The 16,375-nt window shown below is 54.2% G+C and carries 13 protein-coding genes; 4 read left to right on the forward strand and 9 right to left on the reverse strand.

Annotated features, from left to right (window positions below; genetic code table 11):
* Nucleotides 1-115: 115 nt before the first annotated feature.
* Entirely contained in the window at nucleotides 116-1,633 is a 1,518-nt protein-coding gene (gene dgt, locus SK35_RS19940; protein WP_048214893.1) for a dGTPase, read from the reverse strand.
* 83 nt (nucleotides 1,634-1,716) lie between these two features.
* Between dgt and mtnN the strand changes: the two genes are divergently transcribed.
* From mtnN to SK35_RS19955, 3 genes are read left to right on the forward strand one after another with little or no spacing between them, the layout of a single operon-like run.
* Nucleotides 1,717-2,415, forward strand: coding sequence for a 5'-methylthioadenosine/S-adenosylhomocysteine nucleosidase (gene mtnN / locus SK35_RS19945; RefSeq protein ID WP_048214894.1), 699 nt, complete (start codon nucleotides 1,717-1,719; stop codon nucleotides 2,413-2,415).
* Nucleotides 2,408-3,208, forward strand: a complete 801-nt coding sequence (gene btuF, locus SK35_RS19950) for a vitamin B12 ABC transporter substrate-binding protein BtuF (protein ID WP_003829197.1) — start codon at nucleotides 2,408-2,410, stop codon at nucleotides 3,206-3,208. The genes mtnN and btuF overlap by 8 nt, the downstream gene beginning before the upstream one ends.
* Nucleotides 3,209-3,245: 37 nt before the next feature.
* Entirely contained in the window at nucleotides 3,246-3,869 is a 624-nt protein-coding gene (locus SK35_RS19955) for a TRIC cation channel family protein (protein WP_003829199.1), read from the forward strand.
* A gap of 119 nt (nucleotides 3,870-3,988) precedes the next feature.
* On the opposite strand, the gene erpA is transcribed toward SK35_RS19955, so the two are convergent.
* The 3 genes from erpA to clcA are packed head-to-tail and all read right to left on the reverse strand — an operon-like array spanning nucleotide 3,989 to nucleotide 5,836.
* A complete protein-coding gene (gene erpA / locus SK35_RS19960; RefSeq protein ID WP_008786260.1) occupies nucleotides 3,989-4,333 on the reverse strand; it encodes an iron-sulfur cluster insertion protein ErpA in 345 nt (114 codons plus the stop codon).
* Nucleotides 4,326-4,391: a small protein YadW gene (gene yadW, locus SK35_RS19965; RefSeq protein ID WP_122973801.1), complete on the reverse strand. Its 66-nt coding sequence runs from the start codon at nucleotides 4,389-4,391 to the stop codon at nucleotides 4,326-4,328. Before yadW ends, erpA begins: the two co-directional genes overlap by 8 nt.
* 23 nt (nucleotides 4,392-4,414) lie before the next feature.
* Nucleotides 4,415-5,836, reverse strand: coding sequence for a H(+)/Cl(-) exchange transporter ClcA (gene clcA / locus SK35_RS19970; protein ID WP_048214895.1), 1,422 nt, complete (start codon nucleotides 5,834-5,836; stop codon nucleotides 4,415-4,417).
* Between the two features lie 168 nt (nucleotides 5,837-6,004).
* Between clcA and hemL the strand changes: the two genes are divergently transcribed.
* On the forward strand, nucleotides 6,005-7,285 hold the full coding sequence (gene hemL / locus SK35_RS19975; RefSeq protein WP_048214896.1) for a glutamate-1-semialdehyde 2,1-aminomutase: 1,281 nt from the start codon (nucleotides 6,005-6,007) through the stop codon (nucleotides 7,283-7,285).
* 113 nt (nucleotides 7,286-7,398) lie between these two features.
* On the opposite strand, the gene fhuB is transcribed toward hemL, so the two are convergent.
* The 5 genes from fhuB to mrcB all read right to left on the reverse strand — a co-directional run bounded on the left by fhuB (nucleotide 7,399) and on the right by mrcB (nucleotide 16,292).
* On the reverse strand, nucleotides 7,399-9,438 hold the full coding sequence (gene fhuB, locus SK35_RS19980) for a Fe(3+)-hydroxamate ABC transporter permease FhuB (protein ID WP_156174801.1): 2,040 nt from the start codon (nucleotides 9,436-9,438) through the stop codon (nucleotides 7,399-7,401).
* Nucleotides 9,439-9,452: 14 nt separating this feature from the next.
* Nucleotides 9,453-10,343 (reverse strand): Fe(3+)-hydroxamate ABC transporter substrate-binding protein FhuD, encoded by an 891-nt coding sequence (gene fhuD / locus SK35_RS19985; protein WP_048214898.1) that lies wholly within the window; start codon nucleotides 10,341-10,343, stop codon nucleotides 9,453-9,455.
* The gene (gene fhuC, locus SK35_RS19990) at nucleotides 10,343-11,140 is read right to left on the reverse strand and encodes a Fe3+-hydroxamate ABC transporter ATP-binding protein FhuC (RefSeq protein ID WP_003829206.1); all 798 of its coding nucleotides are present in this window, start codon (nucleotides 11,138-11,140) and stop codon (nucleotides 10,343-10,345) included. Before fhuC ends, fhuD begins: the two co-directional genes overlap by 1 nt.
* Nucleotides 11,141-11,187: 47 nt before the next feature.
* On the reverse strand, nucleotides 11,188-13,446 hold the full coding sequence (fhuA, locus tag SK35_RS19995) for a ferrichrome porin FhuA (protein WP_048214899.1): 2,259 nt from the start codon (nucleotides 13,444-13,446) through the stop codon (nucleotides 11,188-11,190).
* A gap of 305 nt (nucleotides 13,447-13,751) precedes the next feature.
* The gene (gene mrcB / locus SK35_RS20000) at nucleotides 13,752-16,292 is read right to left on the reverse strand and encodes a bifunctional glycosyl transferase/transpeptidase (RefSeq protein ID WP_048214900.1); all 2,541 of its coding nucleotides are present in this window, start codon (nucleotides 16,290-16,292) and stop codon (nucleotides 13,752-13,754) included.
* Between the last annotated feature and the right edge of the window lie 83 nt (nucleotides 16,293-16,375).

The raw sequence follows: 16,375 nt of genomic DNA on the forward strand, positions 1-16,375 counted from the left end.
ATTAACAGGTAACGCAAAATTGCTGTATACGTCAGAGTCGTTTTATAGCGCTAAGTTCCAGAATTAAGTTTAAGGAAAAAGTAAAATTTTATTGTCCGTCTTTACAAATGAGTATTTATTGTTCTACGGCCATCAAGCGACGATATTCATCCCAGGCATACAAATCCGTCATCCCGCTGATATAATCCTGGATCAACCGGCAGCGATAATAATATTCCAGAACCGAATACTCAGCGCACCCCGTCGATATTTTACTAACCGCCTCAACATACGCAAGACGATGGCGGGTAGACAACTTCTGAAATAAACGGGACTCGATAGGAAAACGTTTTACTCTTTCATTGTCGACCAGTTCAGAAAAATCTGACTGAGACATTTTTAATAACGGCTGATAGATCTCCAGCAACCCGCTGATCACCCGATAGCCCTGTAATTCCAGTTGTTCAACATCCGGATGGCTAAACACATGTTTTACTGCCACATTTTTATAAACGCCCAGTAGCTGGCTGAAGCTACTGGCATCTTCTAGCAGCGCATGATTAAAGCTGCCTTCATAAATCTGCGGCAAATTATCAATAAACCGCTGGGCCGCATACGGCACCAGTTTATTCAGCGTATTGACGCGTAAATACATAAAGAACTGATCTTCGGTACTCCGGCTTAATGTATTTGAACGTGATTTTTCCCAGGCGTTCTCAACAACCTGGATAAACAGGGAACCTTTTTCATGTTGCCCCCACGCCTCATGCAGATGGTGATAAAGCTGCTCGACGCTAAAGATTCTTTTCTCAACGGCATCTTCCAGATCCGCTACGCAATAAGAGATATCATCGGCAGCTTCCATAATCCAGGTTAATGGAAAGCGACTGTAAGGCGCTAATGATAATTCTTTACGCAACCGCTCAATATACGGTTCTTCAGAAAGGTAATAACCCGGCTTCTTCATTAAATAATTGTGTGTTTCGGGTGCACTGCCGCGCCACCACGCTGGACGGGTATATTTTAAAATACCGCCAACCTGCGCCCAGGTAAGGTTCATACGCATCAACGTATGCACAAGCCGAATACCCTGCGCATTGCCTTCAAAATGGCACAGGTCCTGGCGTACCTTACGGCGAATATCATTCAGCGACTCCTCGCCTTCACGCAACCGTAATGCCGCCACCTGGCAGCGGTCATCACTTAGGGGCTGACTTTCTGCGTCTGCGGGATACAGCCGCTGGCGGAACCAGTCATTAATCGCCGCTTCCCCAAAATGGCCAAACGGCGGATTGCCAATGTCATGCATCAGGCAGGACATTTCGACAATACTTTCAAACGGCCCCGTCAGTTCATCCAGGCCATACTGCTCCAGCAACTTTTGCTCTTTTAGTCGGCTGAGGATCTCTTTCGCGATATAGCGGCCAACCTGCTGAACTTCCATTGAGTGCGTTAAACGCGTGCGCACCGCCGCATTACGTTCCAGCGGAAAGACCTGGGTCTTTTGTTGCAGTCGGCGAATTGCCGGTGAATTGATAATACGTCCGCGATCGCTTTCGAAAATACGCAGGATCTCATGCTCAGTCTTCACGCCCTGCGGCGAACGGTAACGACGATGCCAGTTTATTTTTTTTCGGAAATCGATCTGTGCCATGTCCTCTCCCGCCTGAGAAATGCGCTACCCCTTAAGCGCATGATAGACTATGCCCTCAAATCTGGCTTATCGCGAGTAAATCTATGAAAATCGGCATCATTGGTGCAATGGAAGAAGAAGTTACGCTGCTGCGTGACAAAATCGAAAACCGTCAGACCATCGCGCTCGGCGGTTGTGAAATTTACACCGGCCAACTGAACGGTACAGAGGTTGCGCTGCTGAAATCGGGTATCGGTAAAGTGGCTGCGGCACTGGGCGCTACGCTGCTGCTTGAACGCTGCAAGCCGGACGCCATCATTAATACCGGTTCTGCGGGTGGCCTGGCCTCTACGCTGAAAGTCGGGGATATCGTAGTTTCTGACGAAGCGCGCTATCACGACGCCGACGTCACTGCCTTTGGTTATGAATTTGGTCAGCTACCGGGCTGCCCGGCTGGTTTTAAAGCCGATCCTACGTTGATTGCTGCCGCAGAGTCTTGCATCGCCGAACTCAATCTGAACGCCGTTCGCGGACTTATCGTCAGCGGCGACGCCTTCATTAATGGTTCCGTGGGGCTGGCTAAAATTAAGCATAACTTCCCGCAGGCGATTGCCGTTGAGATGGAAGCGACCGCAATTGCGCACGTTTGCCACAACTTTAACGTGCCATTTGTCGTGGTTCGCGCTATCTCTGACGTTGCCGATCAGCAGTCCCATCTCAGCTTTGACGAATTCCTGGTGGTTGCCGCGAAGCAGTCAAGCCTGATGGTTGAAACGCTGGTACAGAAACTGGCGCATGGCTAAATTACTCTCCAGGGCGCTGGTCGCCCTGCTTTTCACTCTCCCGGCGTTCCTTTACGCCGCACCGCGTGTTGTGACGCTTTCTCCTGCCAATACTGAACTCGCTTTTGCCGCTGGCATTACCCCCGTTGGCGTCAGCAGCTATTCAAACTACCCGCCAGAAGCCAAAAATATTGAGGAAGTCTCAACCTGGCAAGGGATGAATCTTGAACGTATTGTGGCGCTGAAACCTGATTTGGTTGTCGCCTGGCGCGGGGGAAATGCTGAGCGGCAGGTGAATCAACTAACCTCTCTGGGTATTAAGGTCATCTGGGTGGACGCCGTTACCATTGAGCAGGTTGCCGATGCGCTACGCCAATTAGCGGCATGGAGCCCCAAGCCTGAACAAGCTAAACAGGCGGCGCAAACCATGCTTGATGACTATGCTTTACTTAAATCTCAGTATGCCAACAAACCGAAAAAACGCGTGTTTCTCCAGTTTGGTGCCAATCCTCTGTTTACCAGTGGAAAAGGTTCTATTCAGCACGAAGTTCTTGAGGTATGCGGCGGAGAAAACATCTTTGCCGGTAGTCGGGTTCCCTGGCCGCAGGTTAGCCGTGAGCAGGTCCTGGCACGAGCCCCCCAGGCTATTGTTGCCACAGGCGGTCCGGGCGAAACTCTGAAAATTGAGCAATACTGGGGAAACCAGCTAAAAATACCCATTATTACACTTAATAGTGACTGGTTCGAACGCGCGAGCCCGCGTATTATCCTCGCCGCAAAACAACTCTGTAATGCGCTTTCACAGATAAATTAGCGCCTGCCCCCACCAGGTCTGTTGTGAGGATTTAAAAATGCTCGTCTATTGGCTTGATATTGTCGGCACCGCAGTATTTGCAATCTCTGGCGTATTACTGGCCGGAAAATTACGTATGGATCCGTTTGGCGTCCTGGTACTCGGCGTGGTTACCGCCGTTGGTGGTGGCACGATCCGCGATATGGCGCTGGATAATGGACCGGTTTTTTGGGTTAAGGATCCGACCGATCTGGTGGTGGCGATGATCACCAGCATGCTGACGATCCTGTTGGTACGTCAACCAAGACGCATACCGAAATGGATCCTTCCGGTGCTGGATGCCGTTGGTCTGGCGGTGTTCGTGGGTATTGGGGTCAACAAGGCATTTCTCGCAGGAACAGGGCCGCTGGTGGCGATTTGTATGGGGGTGATTACCGGCGTTGGTGGTGGGATCATTCGCGATGTGTTAGCTCGTGAAGTCCCGATGATTTTGCGCACCGAGATCTACGCCACAGCCTGTATTATCGGCGGGATCGTGCATGCGACAGCGTTTTATACCTTTGATGTTTCACTGGAAAACGCCAGTATGATGGGGATGATTGTCACGCTGCTGATTCGGCTTGCCGCCATTCGCTGGCATCTGAAATTGCCGACGTTTGCGCTGGATGATAACGGGCGTTGATATGACGATACAGAACATGTAGGCCGGATAAGGCGTTTACGCCGCCATCCGGCACATTGCCCGGTGGCGCTACGCTTACCGGGCCTACAACATCAGACCATCAGTATTACAGACAGCAATCAGATGCTGAAAGAAGAACCACACCCGCAGGTGCTTTTCGCATTCGGGTTAGTCACAACGAAGCGGGAACCTTCCAGACCTTCGGTATAGTCAACCGCGCCGCCCACCAGATATTGCAGACTCATCGGATCAACGACCAGACCAACACCTTGTTTCTCGATGGTCATATCACCTTCATTGACCTGATCATCAAAGGTGAAACCGTACTGGAAACCGCTGCAACCACCGCCAGTGATATACACGCGTAATTTCAGATTCGGGTTATCTTCGTCAGCGATCAGGCTTTTAACTTTATTGGCTGCTGCTTCAGTAAATTGCAGTGGCAGCGCTACGTCATCACTCATATTTTGCTCCAAACGACATCGGCAATTGGGTAAATTTCAACCCAATATTTTGGGCCATTATCTAATACCCTGGTATTTCGTTCAAGTATTCTCGCCAGCGGCAGTCCCCTGGCTTTTTGCCGCCTGCTCCGCTTCCTGTTTTGCCAGCGTACGAGCCAGGATAGTCGAGTATAGCGGCTTTCCGCCCATAAATTGGGCTAATAGTGTTGCGCCAAGACAGGTAATAATCATTGGCAAAATGAGCTGATAGTTATCGGTCATCTCCAGCACCAGTACAATACCCGTTAGCGGCGCACGCACCGAAGCAGCCAACAAAGCCCCCATTCCGGCAATGGCAAAGGTTCCGGCCTCCAGGTGATACTGCGGAAAAGAGGCTGCCGCAGCCATACCGAACGCCGTACCAAGCAACGTCCCCAACGCCAGCATCGGGGCGAAGATCCCACCGGGCGCACCGGATGAGAAGCACAGCAGTGTGGTGACGACCCGGGTGATAAATATAAACAGCAGTAGACCGACGCTAAAATTGCCTGCTGCGGCAATCGGGATCAGGTTAAAGCCACCGCCTGCCGCTTCAGGTTGAATTAATCCCAGGATCCCACACAGACCGCCGATCGCGCCGCCCATCAGCACCCATTTTTTAATTTCACCACCGTGAAAGCGCTGGAACATATCCTGAGTGCGCAACACCATGGTATTGAACAATGGCCCGACACAGCCAAAAATAAGCCCGAGCACGAGATACAGCCACAGCGTATTCACCGGCGCATTAGACAGTTTCCCGACTTCAATTATCGGGGCTTCACCGTTGAAAATACGAAACACAATGCTCGACATAATAACGCCGGTAAACACGGCTTTGATCGACACTAGGTTATAGCGAAACTGCGGGCGCATCTCTTCAATAATGAACAGGATCCCCGCCAGCGGAGCGTTAAACGCCGCCGAAAGGCCCGCTGCGGCACCGGTAGCCAGCAGGGTATGCCGCGCTTCGGCGCTGCGCATACGGAAAATATCCAGCACCATGCGTCCAATGTTGCCGCCAATCTGCACGGTCGGCCCTTCTCGCCCGAGCACCATGCCAGCACCCAGCGTGCCCATGCCGCCGATAAATTTCACCGGCAGGACACGCCACCAACGCACAGGTCGCAGCTCTTCCAGCGCACCTTCAATCTCAGGGATCCCCGAACCACCGGCTTCCGGCGCAAATTTACGCACCAGGAAATAGCCGACCATCGCCAGCAACGCCGAGAGAATAAACGCCAGCGGCCACAGCAGAATGTCATGGTCCGCAACCTGAGCCAGCGCGCCAATGCGCTGATTCTGCACCCAGGTCACCGCTTTCTCAAATGCCACGCCAACAAGCCCTGTCACAGTACCCACTACTGCAGCCATCAACAGGATCGCCAACGGCGTTTTGTCTCGTTCCAGGAGACGACGAATTTGATCCCTGCGGCGTAAACGCACAATTTGCTGTGCTTCAAAAGAGGGAGTGTCTGTCTTCATCAGATGATCATTAATTGGTAATACAAATACGGAATCGGCATTCTACTCGCACATTTCGCGAAAATCCCCTGCAAATCGCATTGTTTCAAATGCGTAAAACTTTCATAACCTTCTCTGAATAACTAGAATAGCGGGCATTTACTTTTTCTACGAACCAGGACCCCATCCATGAGTAAGTCTGAAAATCTCTACAGCGCAGCACGCGAACTTATCCCAGGCGGCGTTAACTCCCCCGTTCGCGCCTTTACTGGCGTGGGTGGTACTCCGCTGTTTATCGAAAAAGCGGACGGCGCGTATCTGTACGATGTCGATGGTAAAGCCTATGTCGATTACGTCGGTTCCTGGGGACCGATGGTACTGGGTCACAACCACCCGGCAATCCGTAATGCGGTGATTGAAGCTGCGGAACGCGGTTTAAGCTTCGGTGCACCGACCGAGATGGAAGTGAAAATGGCGGAGCTGGTCACCGAATTAGTGCCGACCATGGACATGGTGCGCATGGTGAACTCCGGTACGGAAGCGACAATGAGCGCAATCCGTCTGGCGCGCGGTTTCACCGGTCGTGATAAAATCATCAAATTTGAAGGCTGCTACCACGGCCATGCTGACTGCCTGCTGGTCAAAGCCGGTTCCGGCGCGTTAACGCTGGGCCAGCCGAACTCCCCTGGCGTTCCAGCTGATTTCGCGAAACACACCCTGACCTGCACCTATAACGATCTCTCTTCAGTGCGTGCAGCGTTTGAACAGTACCCGCAGGAGATCGCCTGTATCATCGTTGAGCCGGTCGCCGGCAACATGAACTGCATCCCGCCGCTGCCAGAATTCCTGCCAGGCCTGCGTGCATTGTGCGATGAGTTTGGCGCGCTGTTGATTATCGATGAAGTGATGACCGGTTTCCGCGTGGCACTGGCCGGTGCGCAGGATTATTACGGCGTTGTTCCGGACCTGACCTGCCTGGGTAAAATCATCGGTGGCGGGATGCCCGTTGGCGCATTCGGTGGCCGTCGTGATGTGATGGACGCGCTGGCGCCGACCGGTCCGGTTTACCAGGCGGGTACGCTGTCCGGTAACCCGATTGCAATGGCGGCGGGCTTTGCTTGTCTGACCGAAGTGACCCAACCGGGTATTCATGAAACGCTGAACGAACTGACAACGCGTCTGGCGGAAGGTCTGTTGGAAGCTGCCGAAGAAGCGAATATTCCGCTGGTGGTTAACCATGTGGGCGGGATGTTCGGGATTTTCTTCACCGATGCAGAAACCGTAACCTGCTATCAGGATGTGATGGCATGCGACGTCGAACGCTTCAAGCGCTTCTTCCACATGATGCTGGATGAAGGAATTTATCTGGCGCCGTCTGCCTTCGAAGCGGGCTTTATGTCCGTGGCGCACAGTGAAGACGATATCAATAACACCATCGACGCCGCGCGCCGGGTGTTTGCGAAATTGTAAACAAGAGAACGTGCAGAAATGTAGGCCGGGTAAGGCGAAGCCGCCACCCGGCTTTTTTATTGCCGGATGTCGACTAAAAGTGTCTTATCCGGCCTACATGAAAGGGGTCAGCCTCAGCGACTCTGCTTTCTCAGCAGATAGATAAAGTACGGCGCACCAATAAACGTCGACAATAATCCCGCCGGGATCTGATACGGAAACAGCACCATCCTGCCGCACCAGTCAGCAAAGACCAGCAACACGCCACCCGCCAGCGCCGAAATCAGCATATGCGGCATCGCCCGGCGAAAACCCATCATACGGGCAATATGCGGAGCCATCAGCCCGACAAAGCTCAACGGTCCAATAGTCATGGTGGCTGTCGCCGTCAGCCCTGCCGCCAGCAGCAGTAACCCCACGCGTGATGGCGTGATAGCCATACCGACAGCCCGCGCCGTATCGCCGCCTAGCGGTAAAATTGTTAGCCAACGGCGGCACAGTGGCGTCATCGCCAGCAGAATCACCATCACAATCCCGGTACGCAGTACCTGCTCTCCGCTCGCGTTATAGGTTGAACCAGAAATCCAGGTCAACACGCCCGCCATGCGCGGATCGCCGCTGGCTTGCAGCATCATCAGCAGCATAGTAAAGGCCGTACTGAGCGCCATACCGGCCAACAGCATACGGTGCGGTGAAAAACCACCGCGCCCGGCAGCTATCATAATGATAAGCAGAGTAGCCGCGGCCCCGAGGCTTCCGGCAGGCAGCAGCCAGCCAAAAGCATTTCCGGGGACCAAAAACAGCATGAGCACCACGCCAAATGCCGCACCGGAGCTAATGCCCAGCACTTCCGGGCTGGCCATCGGGTTGCCCGTCAGACGTTGAATAATACAGCCCGCTACCGCCAGCATCACCCCGGCAATCAGGGCCGCCAGAATGCGAGGCCAGCGCCAGGGCATCAGCTCATCCAGCATCGCGCCGCTAGCCCATGTCCAGCCATGTGCGTCGCGGCCAAACGACAGCGCCACCACGAGGGTTAGCAGCAAGATTACGCCACCCGCCAGCGCAAACATCAGCACATTCTGACGCTCAGCGGCGATGCGATTACTGACGTTCATATCCGGGGCGCTCATACTCCTCAAGCGCGGCAACAACCACAGTAGCAACGGTGCGCCAATCAACGCCGTCACTGAACCGGTGGAGACTTCCATCCATACGCGGGTCAGCCACAGAATGATTTGGTCGGAGAGCCAGAGGATCAACGCACCAATCAGCGGGGCCAGTACCAGACGTGCCAGCAAACGACGCGCACCGAGCATTTTCGCCAGCAGCGGTGCAAACAGGCCAATAAAGCCGATAATCCCAACCGCGTTAACCAGTAAGGCGCTGATGACAATGGCCAGCGATAACGCCGCCAGACGTGCCAGCGACAGCGCCAGACCGAGGTTGCGCGCCACGCCGTCATCCAGTCCCATCAGCGTCATTGGGCGTAATAACAACAGAGTCAGCATCACACCGCCCAACAGCTGCGGCCACAGACGCTGTACGCCGCTCCAGTCGGTTTGCGTTAACGTGCCGCTGCTCCATAAAAACATGCTTTGCAGCTGATCGTGATGGAAGATAACCATCAACTGGTTAATCGCCCCGCAGTACAGGCTGACCACCAGCCCGGCAAGGATTAACGTCACCGGAGAAAGACGCTTGCCCCAGGCAACGCCAAACACCAGCGCCCCAACGACACATGCTCCCGCCAGCGCCGCAAATTGCGTGGTCAGCGCACCAGGAATAGCCCACAGCGTGGTGACCGTAATGCCCAACTGCGCACCGGTCGCAACGCCCAGCGTGGTTGGCTCCGCCAGCGGGTTACGCAACACCTGCTGAAACAACACGCCGACCAGACCCAGCCCGGCGCCGACCAGTAGCGATATCGCCAGCCTCGGCAGCAGGCTATAGTGAAAAACCATCTGCTCAATGATGTCGATATCCGGTGACCAGATAGCCTGTTGCCACTGACTGCGCGGTAGCGCAACGGAGAAGTTAACCCATGTCAGCCAGCAGGCAGCAACAAACAGCACCAACAACAGCAACGCCGGATGGCGGCTTCGCCTTATCCGGCCTACAAAGCGCCCAAACCGTAGGTCGGATAAGGCGCTTTTCGCGCCGCCATCCGGCATTTCAAGTTTCCTGTTCACGCTTTGCCTCCCAATGCATTATCCAGAATGCGGGCAAAATGCATGGCCGATAGCGTTGCGCCATAAAACCAAACGGCAGGCACACGTTGAAAACGTCCGCCACGGACAAACGGCATCGCCTGCCATAATGGCGTAGACATCAGCGCAGCCATCTCTTTATCGTTGCCGTGATCAAAGCACAGCACATCGACATCCTTATAAGCAGCCAGACGGTCAATACTCACGGCAGTACTGCCCCAGAAGTTTGTTTCTCCCTGCCAGGCGTTAGGGATCCCATATTCGTCCAGTACGTCCTGGAACAGGCTGTTTGAACCAAACACCAGCATATGCCGCGAATCAAGCAGGGATGTCAGGAGCACGGGACGCGCGCCGCGTTGCATAAAGCGCGGTTTCAGGCTGGCAATAAAACGATCGTACTCAGTCAAATGGCGTTCAGCAGAGGCTTGCAGATTGAACAATTGCGCCATTTCCTGCAGCGACTGTCGCGCAACGGCCAGCGGCTTTTTGCCATCGCTGAAATTAAATCCCCGGCCTGGTGCAATCCGCGCCAGCTTTTCAGGGGAAGGACCATAGCCTGCCGACCAGAGCAGAAATGAGGGCTTCATTTCGGTCAGCAGTTCGAGATTGGGCTCCGTACGTAGCCCGACGTCAATTACCGAGTCCGGCAGAGGAGGCTCACTGACCCACAGCTTGTAGTTAGGGATATCTGCGATGCCGTACGGCGTAATACCCAGCGCCAGCAGCAGCTCTACCGGCAGCCATTCCAGCGCTACAATGCGCTGTGGATCAACCGCCGCGGCGTGCGCCGTATTCATCCGCCACAGCAGAGGCGACAGCGCCATCGCCGTAAGCAGCCGCCGACGGGTAATATGATGTAATCCGATCATTAATAGACAAAACTCACGGGTGCGGCACCGGCCGGATGCGGCAAAATGCCCATCGGGATACCGTAAATTTGTTCCAGAGTTTCACTGCGCATCAGTTCAGCAGGCGTTCCTTGAGAAATCATCTCACCGCCGCGCAGCGCAACGAGGTAATCGCAATAGCGGGCCGCCATGTTGATATCGTGTAGCACCGCTACCACCGTCAGCCCACGCTGCTGGCTTAAGCGGTGCACCAGCGCCAGCACGTCAACCTGATGGGCAATATCCAGCGCGGAAGTTGGTTCATCAAGCAGCAGACAACGGCTGTCCTGTGCCACCAGCATGGCAATCCACGCGCGTTGGCGTTCCCCACCGGACAGGCTATCGACCAGACGGTGCGCCAGCGGCTTTAAACCTACCAGCGAAATGGCTTCTTCTACCTTCTCTCTGTCGGCAACGCCAAAACGCCCCAGCGCCCCGTGCCACGGATAACGACCAATCGCCACCAGTTCGCGTACGGTCATCCCTTCTGCCTGCGGCAGCTGTTGCGGCAGATAGGCGACCTTGCGGGCAAACGCTTTACTACTCCAGCTCTCCAGCGGCTGTTCGTCGAGCAGGATTTCACCTTCTGACGGCGGCTGATGACGTCCCAGCATTTTCAATAATGTCGATTTACCGGAACCGTTGTGGCCGATAAGACCCGTCACTTTCCCTACAGGAAAAGTTAATGAGAGAGGATGCAAAAGCGTGCGGCCAGGCACACGAAAGGAGACATTACGCAACGCAAAAGTGGTGTCGGGATGGGATCTGTTTTCCTGCATAGCAGCCAACTTGTAAAACGGGCACGCAAAGCGTGCCCAAAGAGAAATTAGAAACGGAAGGTTGCAGTTGCAACGACCTGACGTTCTGCGCCCCAGAAGCAGCCATAAGTATTGAAGCAGCTGGCGACGTATTCACGGTCAAACAGGTTGTTCACATGCAGCGCCACGTTGGAGCCAGCCATACCAACACGCGCCAGATCGTAACGTACTAACGCATCTACCAGCGTGTAGCTTCCCACTTTGAAGGAGTTTGCCGGATCGCCATAGCTGGAACTAGTATAACGAACACCCGTACCCAACGTCAGCCCGGAAAGCGCGCCATCATAGAGGGTGTAATCCCCCCACAGTGATGCCATATGTTTTGGCACCTGAGCAGGCGTGTTGCCTTTGTAGGTAGTGTCGGTGGTGTATTCCGCGTTGGTGTAGGTATAAGAACCAACCACGTTAACGCTGGCTGACAGCGCCGCTTTCGCTTCAATTTCCACACCACGTGAGCGAATTTCACCGCCTTCAACTGACCAGATCGATCCATTCGGGTCGGCCATCAGGTTGTTGGTTTTGGTCAACTGGTAAACGGCACCGGTCAACACGATCGGACGATCGCTCGGTACGTACTTCACGCCCGCTTCGTACTGCTTACCTTTAGATGGCGCAAAGATATTGCCGCTTTCCCCAACCTGAGAATTAGGTTCAAACGATTCGCTGTAGCTGAAATACGGGGTTACACCGTTATCGAACAGGTAGTTAACACCGCCACGCCAGGTGAACTGTCTGTCATCACGGGAGTCCAGCACGCCAGAAACGCGGTTCAATGAGTCCTGCTTAGCCCAGTCGTAACGGCCGCCCAGAGTGACCAGCACCTTATCCCACTGCATCTGATCCTGAGCGTACAGGCCAGTTTGTTCCTGTTTATTCAGGACACGATAAGGTGCGCCTGGTCCATTATGCGCCCCAAAATCAAAGTCGCTACGGTCAAGGTTATAGATATCAGACGGCGCTACCGAACCAGCCCAACCGAACCAGGAGTTGATATCATTACGCATACGCATATAGTCAACGCCGGTCAGCAATGTGTGATCCAGGGTACCGGTGGCGAATGTGCTCTGCAACTGGGTATCAACAGAGAAATTCTGCAATTTTTCATTATCGTCAACGTACTGACGAGTCAGCGTGTGATCCCAATCTGACTGAGGGATGCTTTTACATGGACTAGCGTTGAGTGCTGCCTGGTTTTTTGTATACAGCGGATCGGAGCACATGCCGTAGCCGTACACGCTTTTCTGCGACACTTTGTTTTGCGCATAACGCAGGTTCTGACGTACGGTAAAGGTGTCGTTAAATTCGTGGTCGAAGCTGTAGCCCACCATCTTCTCGTTACGAGAGTAGGTATTGTTGTCCGCACCTTCGTTGAAATCGGTCGGCAGACGTGAACCATTTGGCAGCTTAGACACGGTCCCCTCTTTCGGCAACCAGCCGTAATAACCGGTTTCCGGCTCGTTCTGGAAGTAGGAGAGGAAGGTGAAATTCGTCTTATCATCCGGACGCCATGTGAAAGATGGCGCGATGGCATAACGCTGTTCTTCTGCGCCTTGCTGCTGCGCATTCGCGGAACGCGCCAGGCCAGTCAGGCGGTATGAGTACACACCATCGTCATCCAGCGCATCGCTGAAGTCAAAACCGGTCTGGAACAGGCTGTCAGTGCCCATTTTGAACTGAACTTCTTTCAGGGGCTCTGTTGTCGGACGTTTGCTGACCATATTCAACAACCCACCCGGGTTGCTCTTTCCGTACAGAACGGAAACCGGACCGCGCATCACTTCGGCGCGCTCCAGCATATAAGGGTCGATGACCGCATCATTGTAGAAGTTGCCCTGCATCTTCAGGCCATTCAGATAGTTATTCTGACTTTGGCCGTCGGCGGCAAATCCGCGAATAATCAGGTAGTCATAGGTATTGGACGCGCCACGTGTACCCACGGCAACGCCCGGGGTGTAGCTGAGCGCCTCTTTGACCGATTTTGGTTGATGCAACGCCATCTCTTCGGCGGTGACCACTGAAATAGACTGAGGAACTTTTTGAATCGGAGTGTCGGTTTTGGTCGCCGTAGCAGACTGTCGTGCAGCGATGGTTGCCGCAGGCCCCCATGCGCTTTCCTGCGGAGCAGGTGCTGCAGTTACGGTGATGGTTTCTTCTTTCGGGTCAACCGCCGCCTGTGCATAGACAGACATGCCGCTAACCGCTGTGGCTACCACTACTGCGATTTTACGCAGTGATGAACTTGGCTGAGCAGTTTTAAGACGCGCCATTGGTATTTCTCTGATGAAAGTGAATGATAACGTAAACGAGAATTATTATTATAACGGCAGCATAATATTCGAAACTCTGGCGAGATAGCAAGCAATACGCGTCCCTACTAAAACTGAGGGGTTAAGAAATAACCAGATGAAAAGAAAGGGTTAATAAATTAGGCTGAAATGTTTTAACGGATAACGTACCGGATGGCTACCTTAATTCCGTAGGCCTGATAAGCGCAGCGCCGTCAGGCAAGGCAAACTAAAACCATATAGCGCAAAAAATGAAAAACCCGCCGAAGCGGGTTTTGAGGCAGGCATTAGTTACCGCCAAACATCTCTTTAATCCAACCGGCTACGCCATCGCCGTCCTTCTTCTCCTGCTGCGGCGGTTGCTGCTGTTGAGGCTGCTGTTGCTGCGGCTGCTGAGAAGATTGATCGAACGGATTACCCGACTGCTGCAACATCTCACCTTGTTGACACAGTGAATCCGGATCGGTGGTCCATACCGGAAGCGTGCGCATACCCCCGCTACAAACGAAGTTACCGTCGTAGTCTACGCCCATATCCACCACATCCTCCGGTGGCGTCAGCACCAGCGGTGTTGGCGTCTGGTTGGCCAGATAACGCTGATAAATCGACATCGCGCCGCTGGCACCGTACAGCTTGGTTGGCTGGTTGTTATCGCGGCCCACCCAGGTGATGGTCACCTGGCTGCCGTCGATCCCGGCAAACCAGGTATCCACGTTGTTGTTGGTGGTCCCGGTTTTCCCTGCCAGATGCAGACCCGGATACTTCGCGCCAAGCTGGCGACCCGTACCACGCTGAACCACCTGCTGCATAGTCCACAGCGTCATATACGCCGCCTGCGCCGGAACAGCACGCTCGGCCTGTGGGAAGCTCTGGTACAGCACGGTACCATCTTCGGCAATCACCGAACGCAGCGCCGACAGCGGCGCGCGGTTCCCACCGCTGGCGATAGTCTGGAACGCCTGCGCCACTTCGATTGGCGTCAGGTTTAACGCACCCAGCAGCATGGCCGGAACCGGGTTAAGCTGATCTTTCGGCGCACCCAGCTTCAACCAGGTATCGGTTACAGCAGGCAGGCCCAGCGCCATCCCCAGATTTACCGTTGGCACGTTCATTGAACGCGTTAACGCATCCACCAGCATTACTTTGCCGCTTTCGCTATAGCGACGGTCATCGTTCTGCGGTGACCACACCTGGCCGTTCGGCTGACGCAGCGCAATCGGCGCATCGGCAATCCAGGTATTCAGGCGGTACAACTTCGGCTGGCTGAGCGCGGTCAGATAGGTTGCAGGCTTGGCCAGAGAACCAATCGAACGACGCGCCTGCATCGCACGGTTATAGCCCGCAAACTGCGGTTCTGCTCCGCCGACCATGGCGCGAACTTCACCACTAAAGCGGTCAACGACCACAATCGCGGTTTCCAGATCGCTCAGCTTACGCTGTTTCTTCAATACCGGAATGCCTTCCACCGCCGCTTTTTCTGCGGCGTCCTGCGCCACGGAATCAAAGGTGGTGAAAATCTTCACGCCGGAGAGATCTTTAACTTTATCGCCCAGCTTCGCCTGGAGCTCCTGACGCACCATCTGCATAAAGGCAGGCTGCGGGGAGATCACCCCACCACGCGGCTGTACGCCTAGCGGACGCGCGCTCAGCATGTCATACAGATCCTGGTCGATAATCTGCTGCTGCTGCAGAAGACGCAGAACCAGGTTACGACGCTCCAGCGCCAGCTTCGGGTTACGCCACGGGTTGTAGATCGACGCCCCTTTAACCATCCCCACCAGCAGCGCCTGCTGGTCGAGGCTCAGCTCTTCTACCGGACGACCGAAATAATAGAGGCTCGCCAGCGGGAAGCCGCGAATCTCGTTATCACCGCTTTGGCCGAGATAGACTTCGTTCATGTACAGCTCAAGAATGCGGTCTTTGCTGTAACGCGCATCCATGATCAGCGCCATATAGGCTTCGTTGGCCTTACGCCAGTAGGAACGTTCGCTGGACAGGAACAGGTTTTTCACCAGCTGCTGAGTCAGCGTACTGGCCCCCTGTACCGTACGACCCGCCGTCAGGTTCGCCAGCACCGCACGACCAATGGAATAGAGGCTGATACCGTCATGTTCATAGAAGTGACGGTCTTCGGTCGCCAGCAGCGTATCCACCAGCAGATCCGGGAAGCCGCTACGCGGAACAAACAGGCGCTGCTCACCGTTAGGTGAAGAGAGCATGGTGATCAAACGCGGATCAAGACGGAAAAAACCGAACTGGCGGTTGTTATCCATATTCTCGATGGTGTCCAGATGATCGCCGTCAAAGGTCAGACGCGCACGCACCTGCCCTTCTTTGCTGTCCGGGAAGTCAAACGGACGACGAATCATCTCAATGCTCTTCGCCTGCACGGTAAATTCGCCCGGACGCGTCATCTTCGTCACCTGACGGTACTGCGTGGCCTCCAGCAGCTTCACCATCTCGTTCTTGCCGATAGGCATTTCTGGCTCAAGGTTAACCATACGGCCATAAACTGCCGCAGGAAGCTGCCAGACTTTGCCATCAATACGGCTACGAATTTTTTGGTCCAGATAAACGCCGTAAATGGCGATCAGCACCAAAAAGACAATCGACAGTTTTACCAGCAGCCAGAACCAGCCGCGCTTACCACGAGGCTTACGCCCTTTGCCTTTACCCTTACGCGGCATCGGTTCTTCATCCTCATAGTCATCATCATCATAATCGTCGTCATACTCTTCATCTCTGAGTTGACGACGGCTCACCTTTTGTTTCACCGGACGCGAGGGTTTCCCTTTACGTCCAATTGGCTCGCGGTCATTCCCCGCCATGCTTTTTCTCCGCAACATTCAGGCGCAAGGGCCCGATTCTCTGTTCTTCCGTCCTGCGACAGAAGAAGAAATCTCTCAATTAT

Origin of the sequence: Citrobacter sp. MGH105 (genome assembly GCF_001037485.2) — a bacterium.
GTDB lineage: Bacteria > Pseudomonadota > Gammaproteobacteria > Enterobacterales > Enterobacteriaceae > Citrobacter > Citrobacter portucalensis.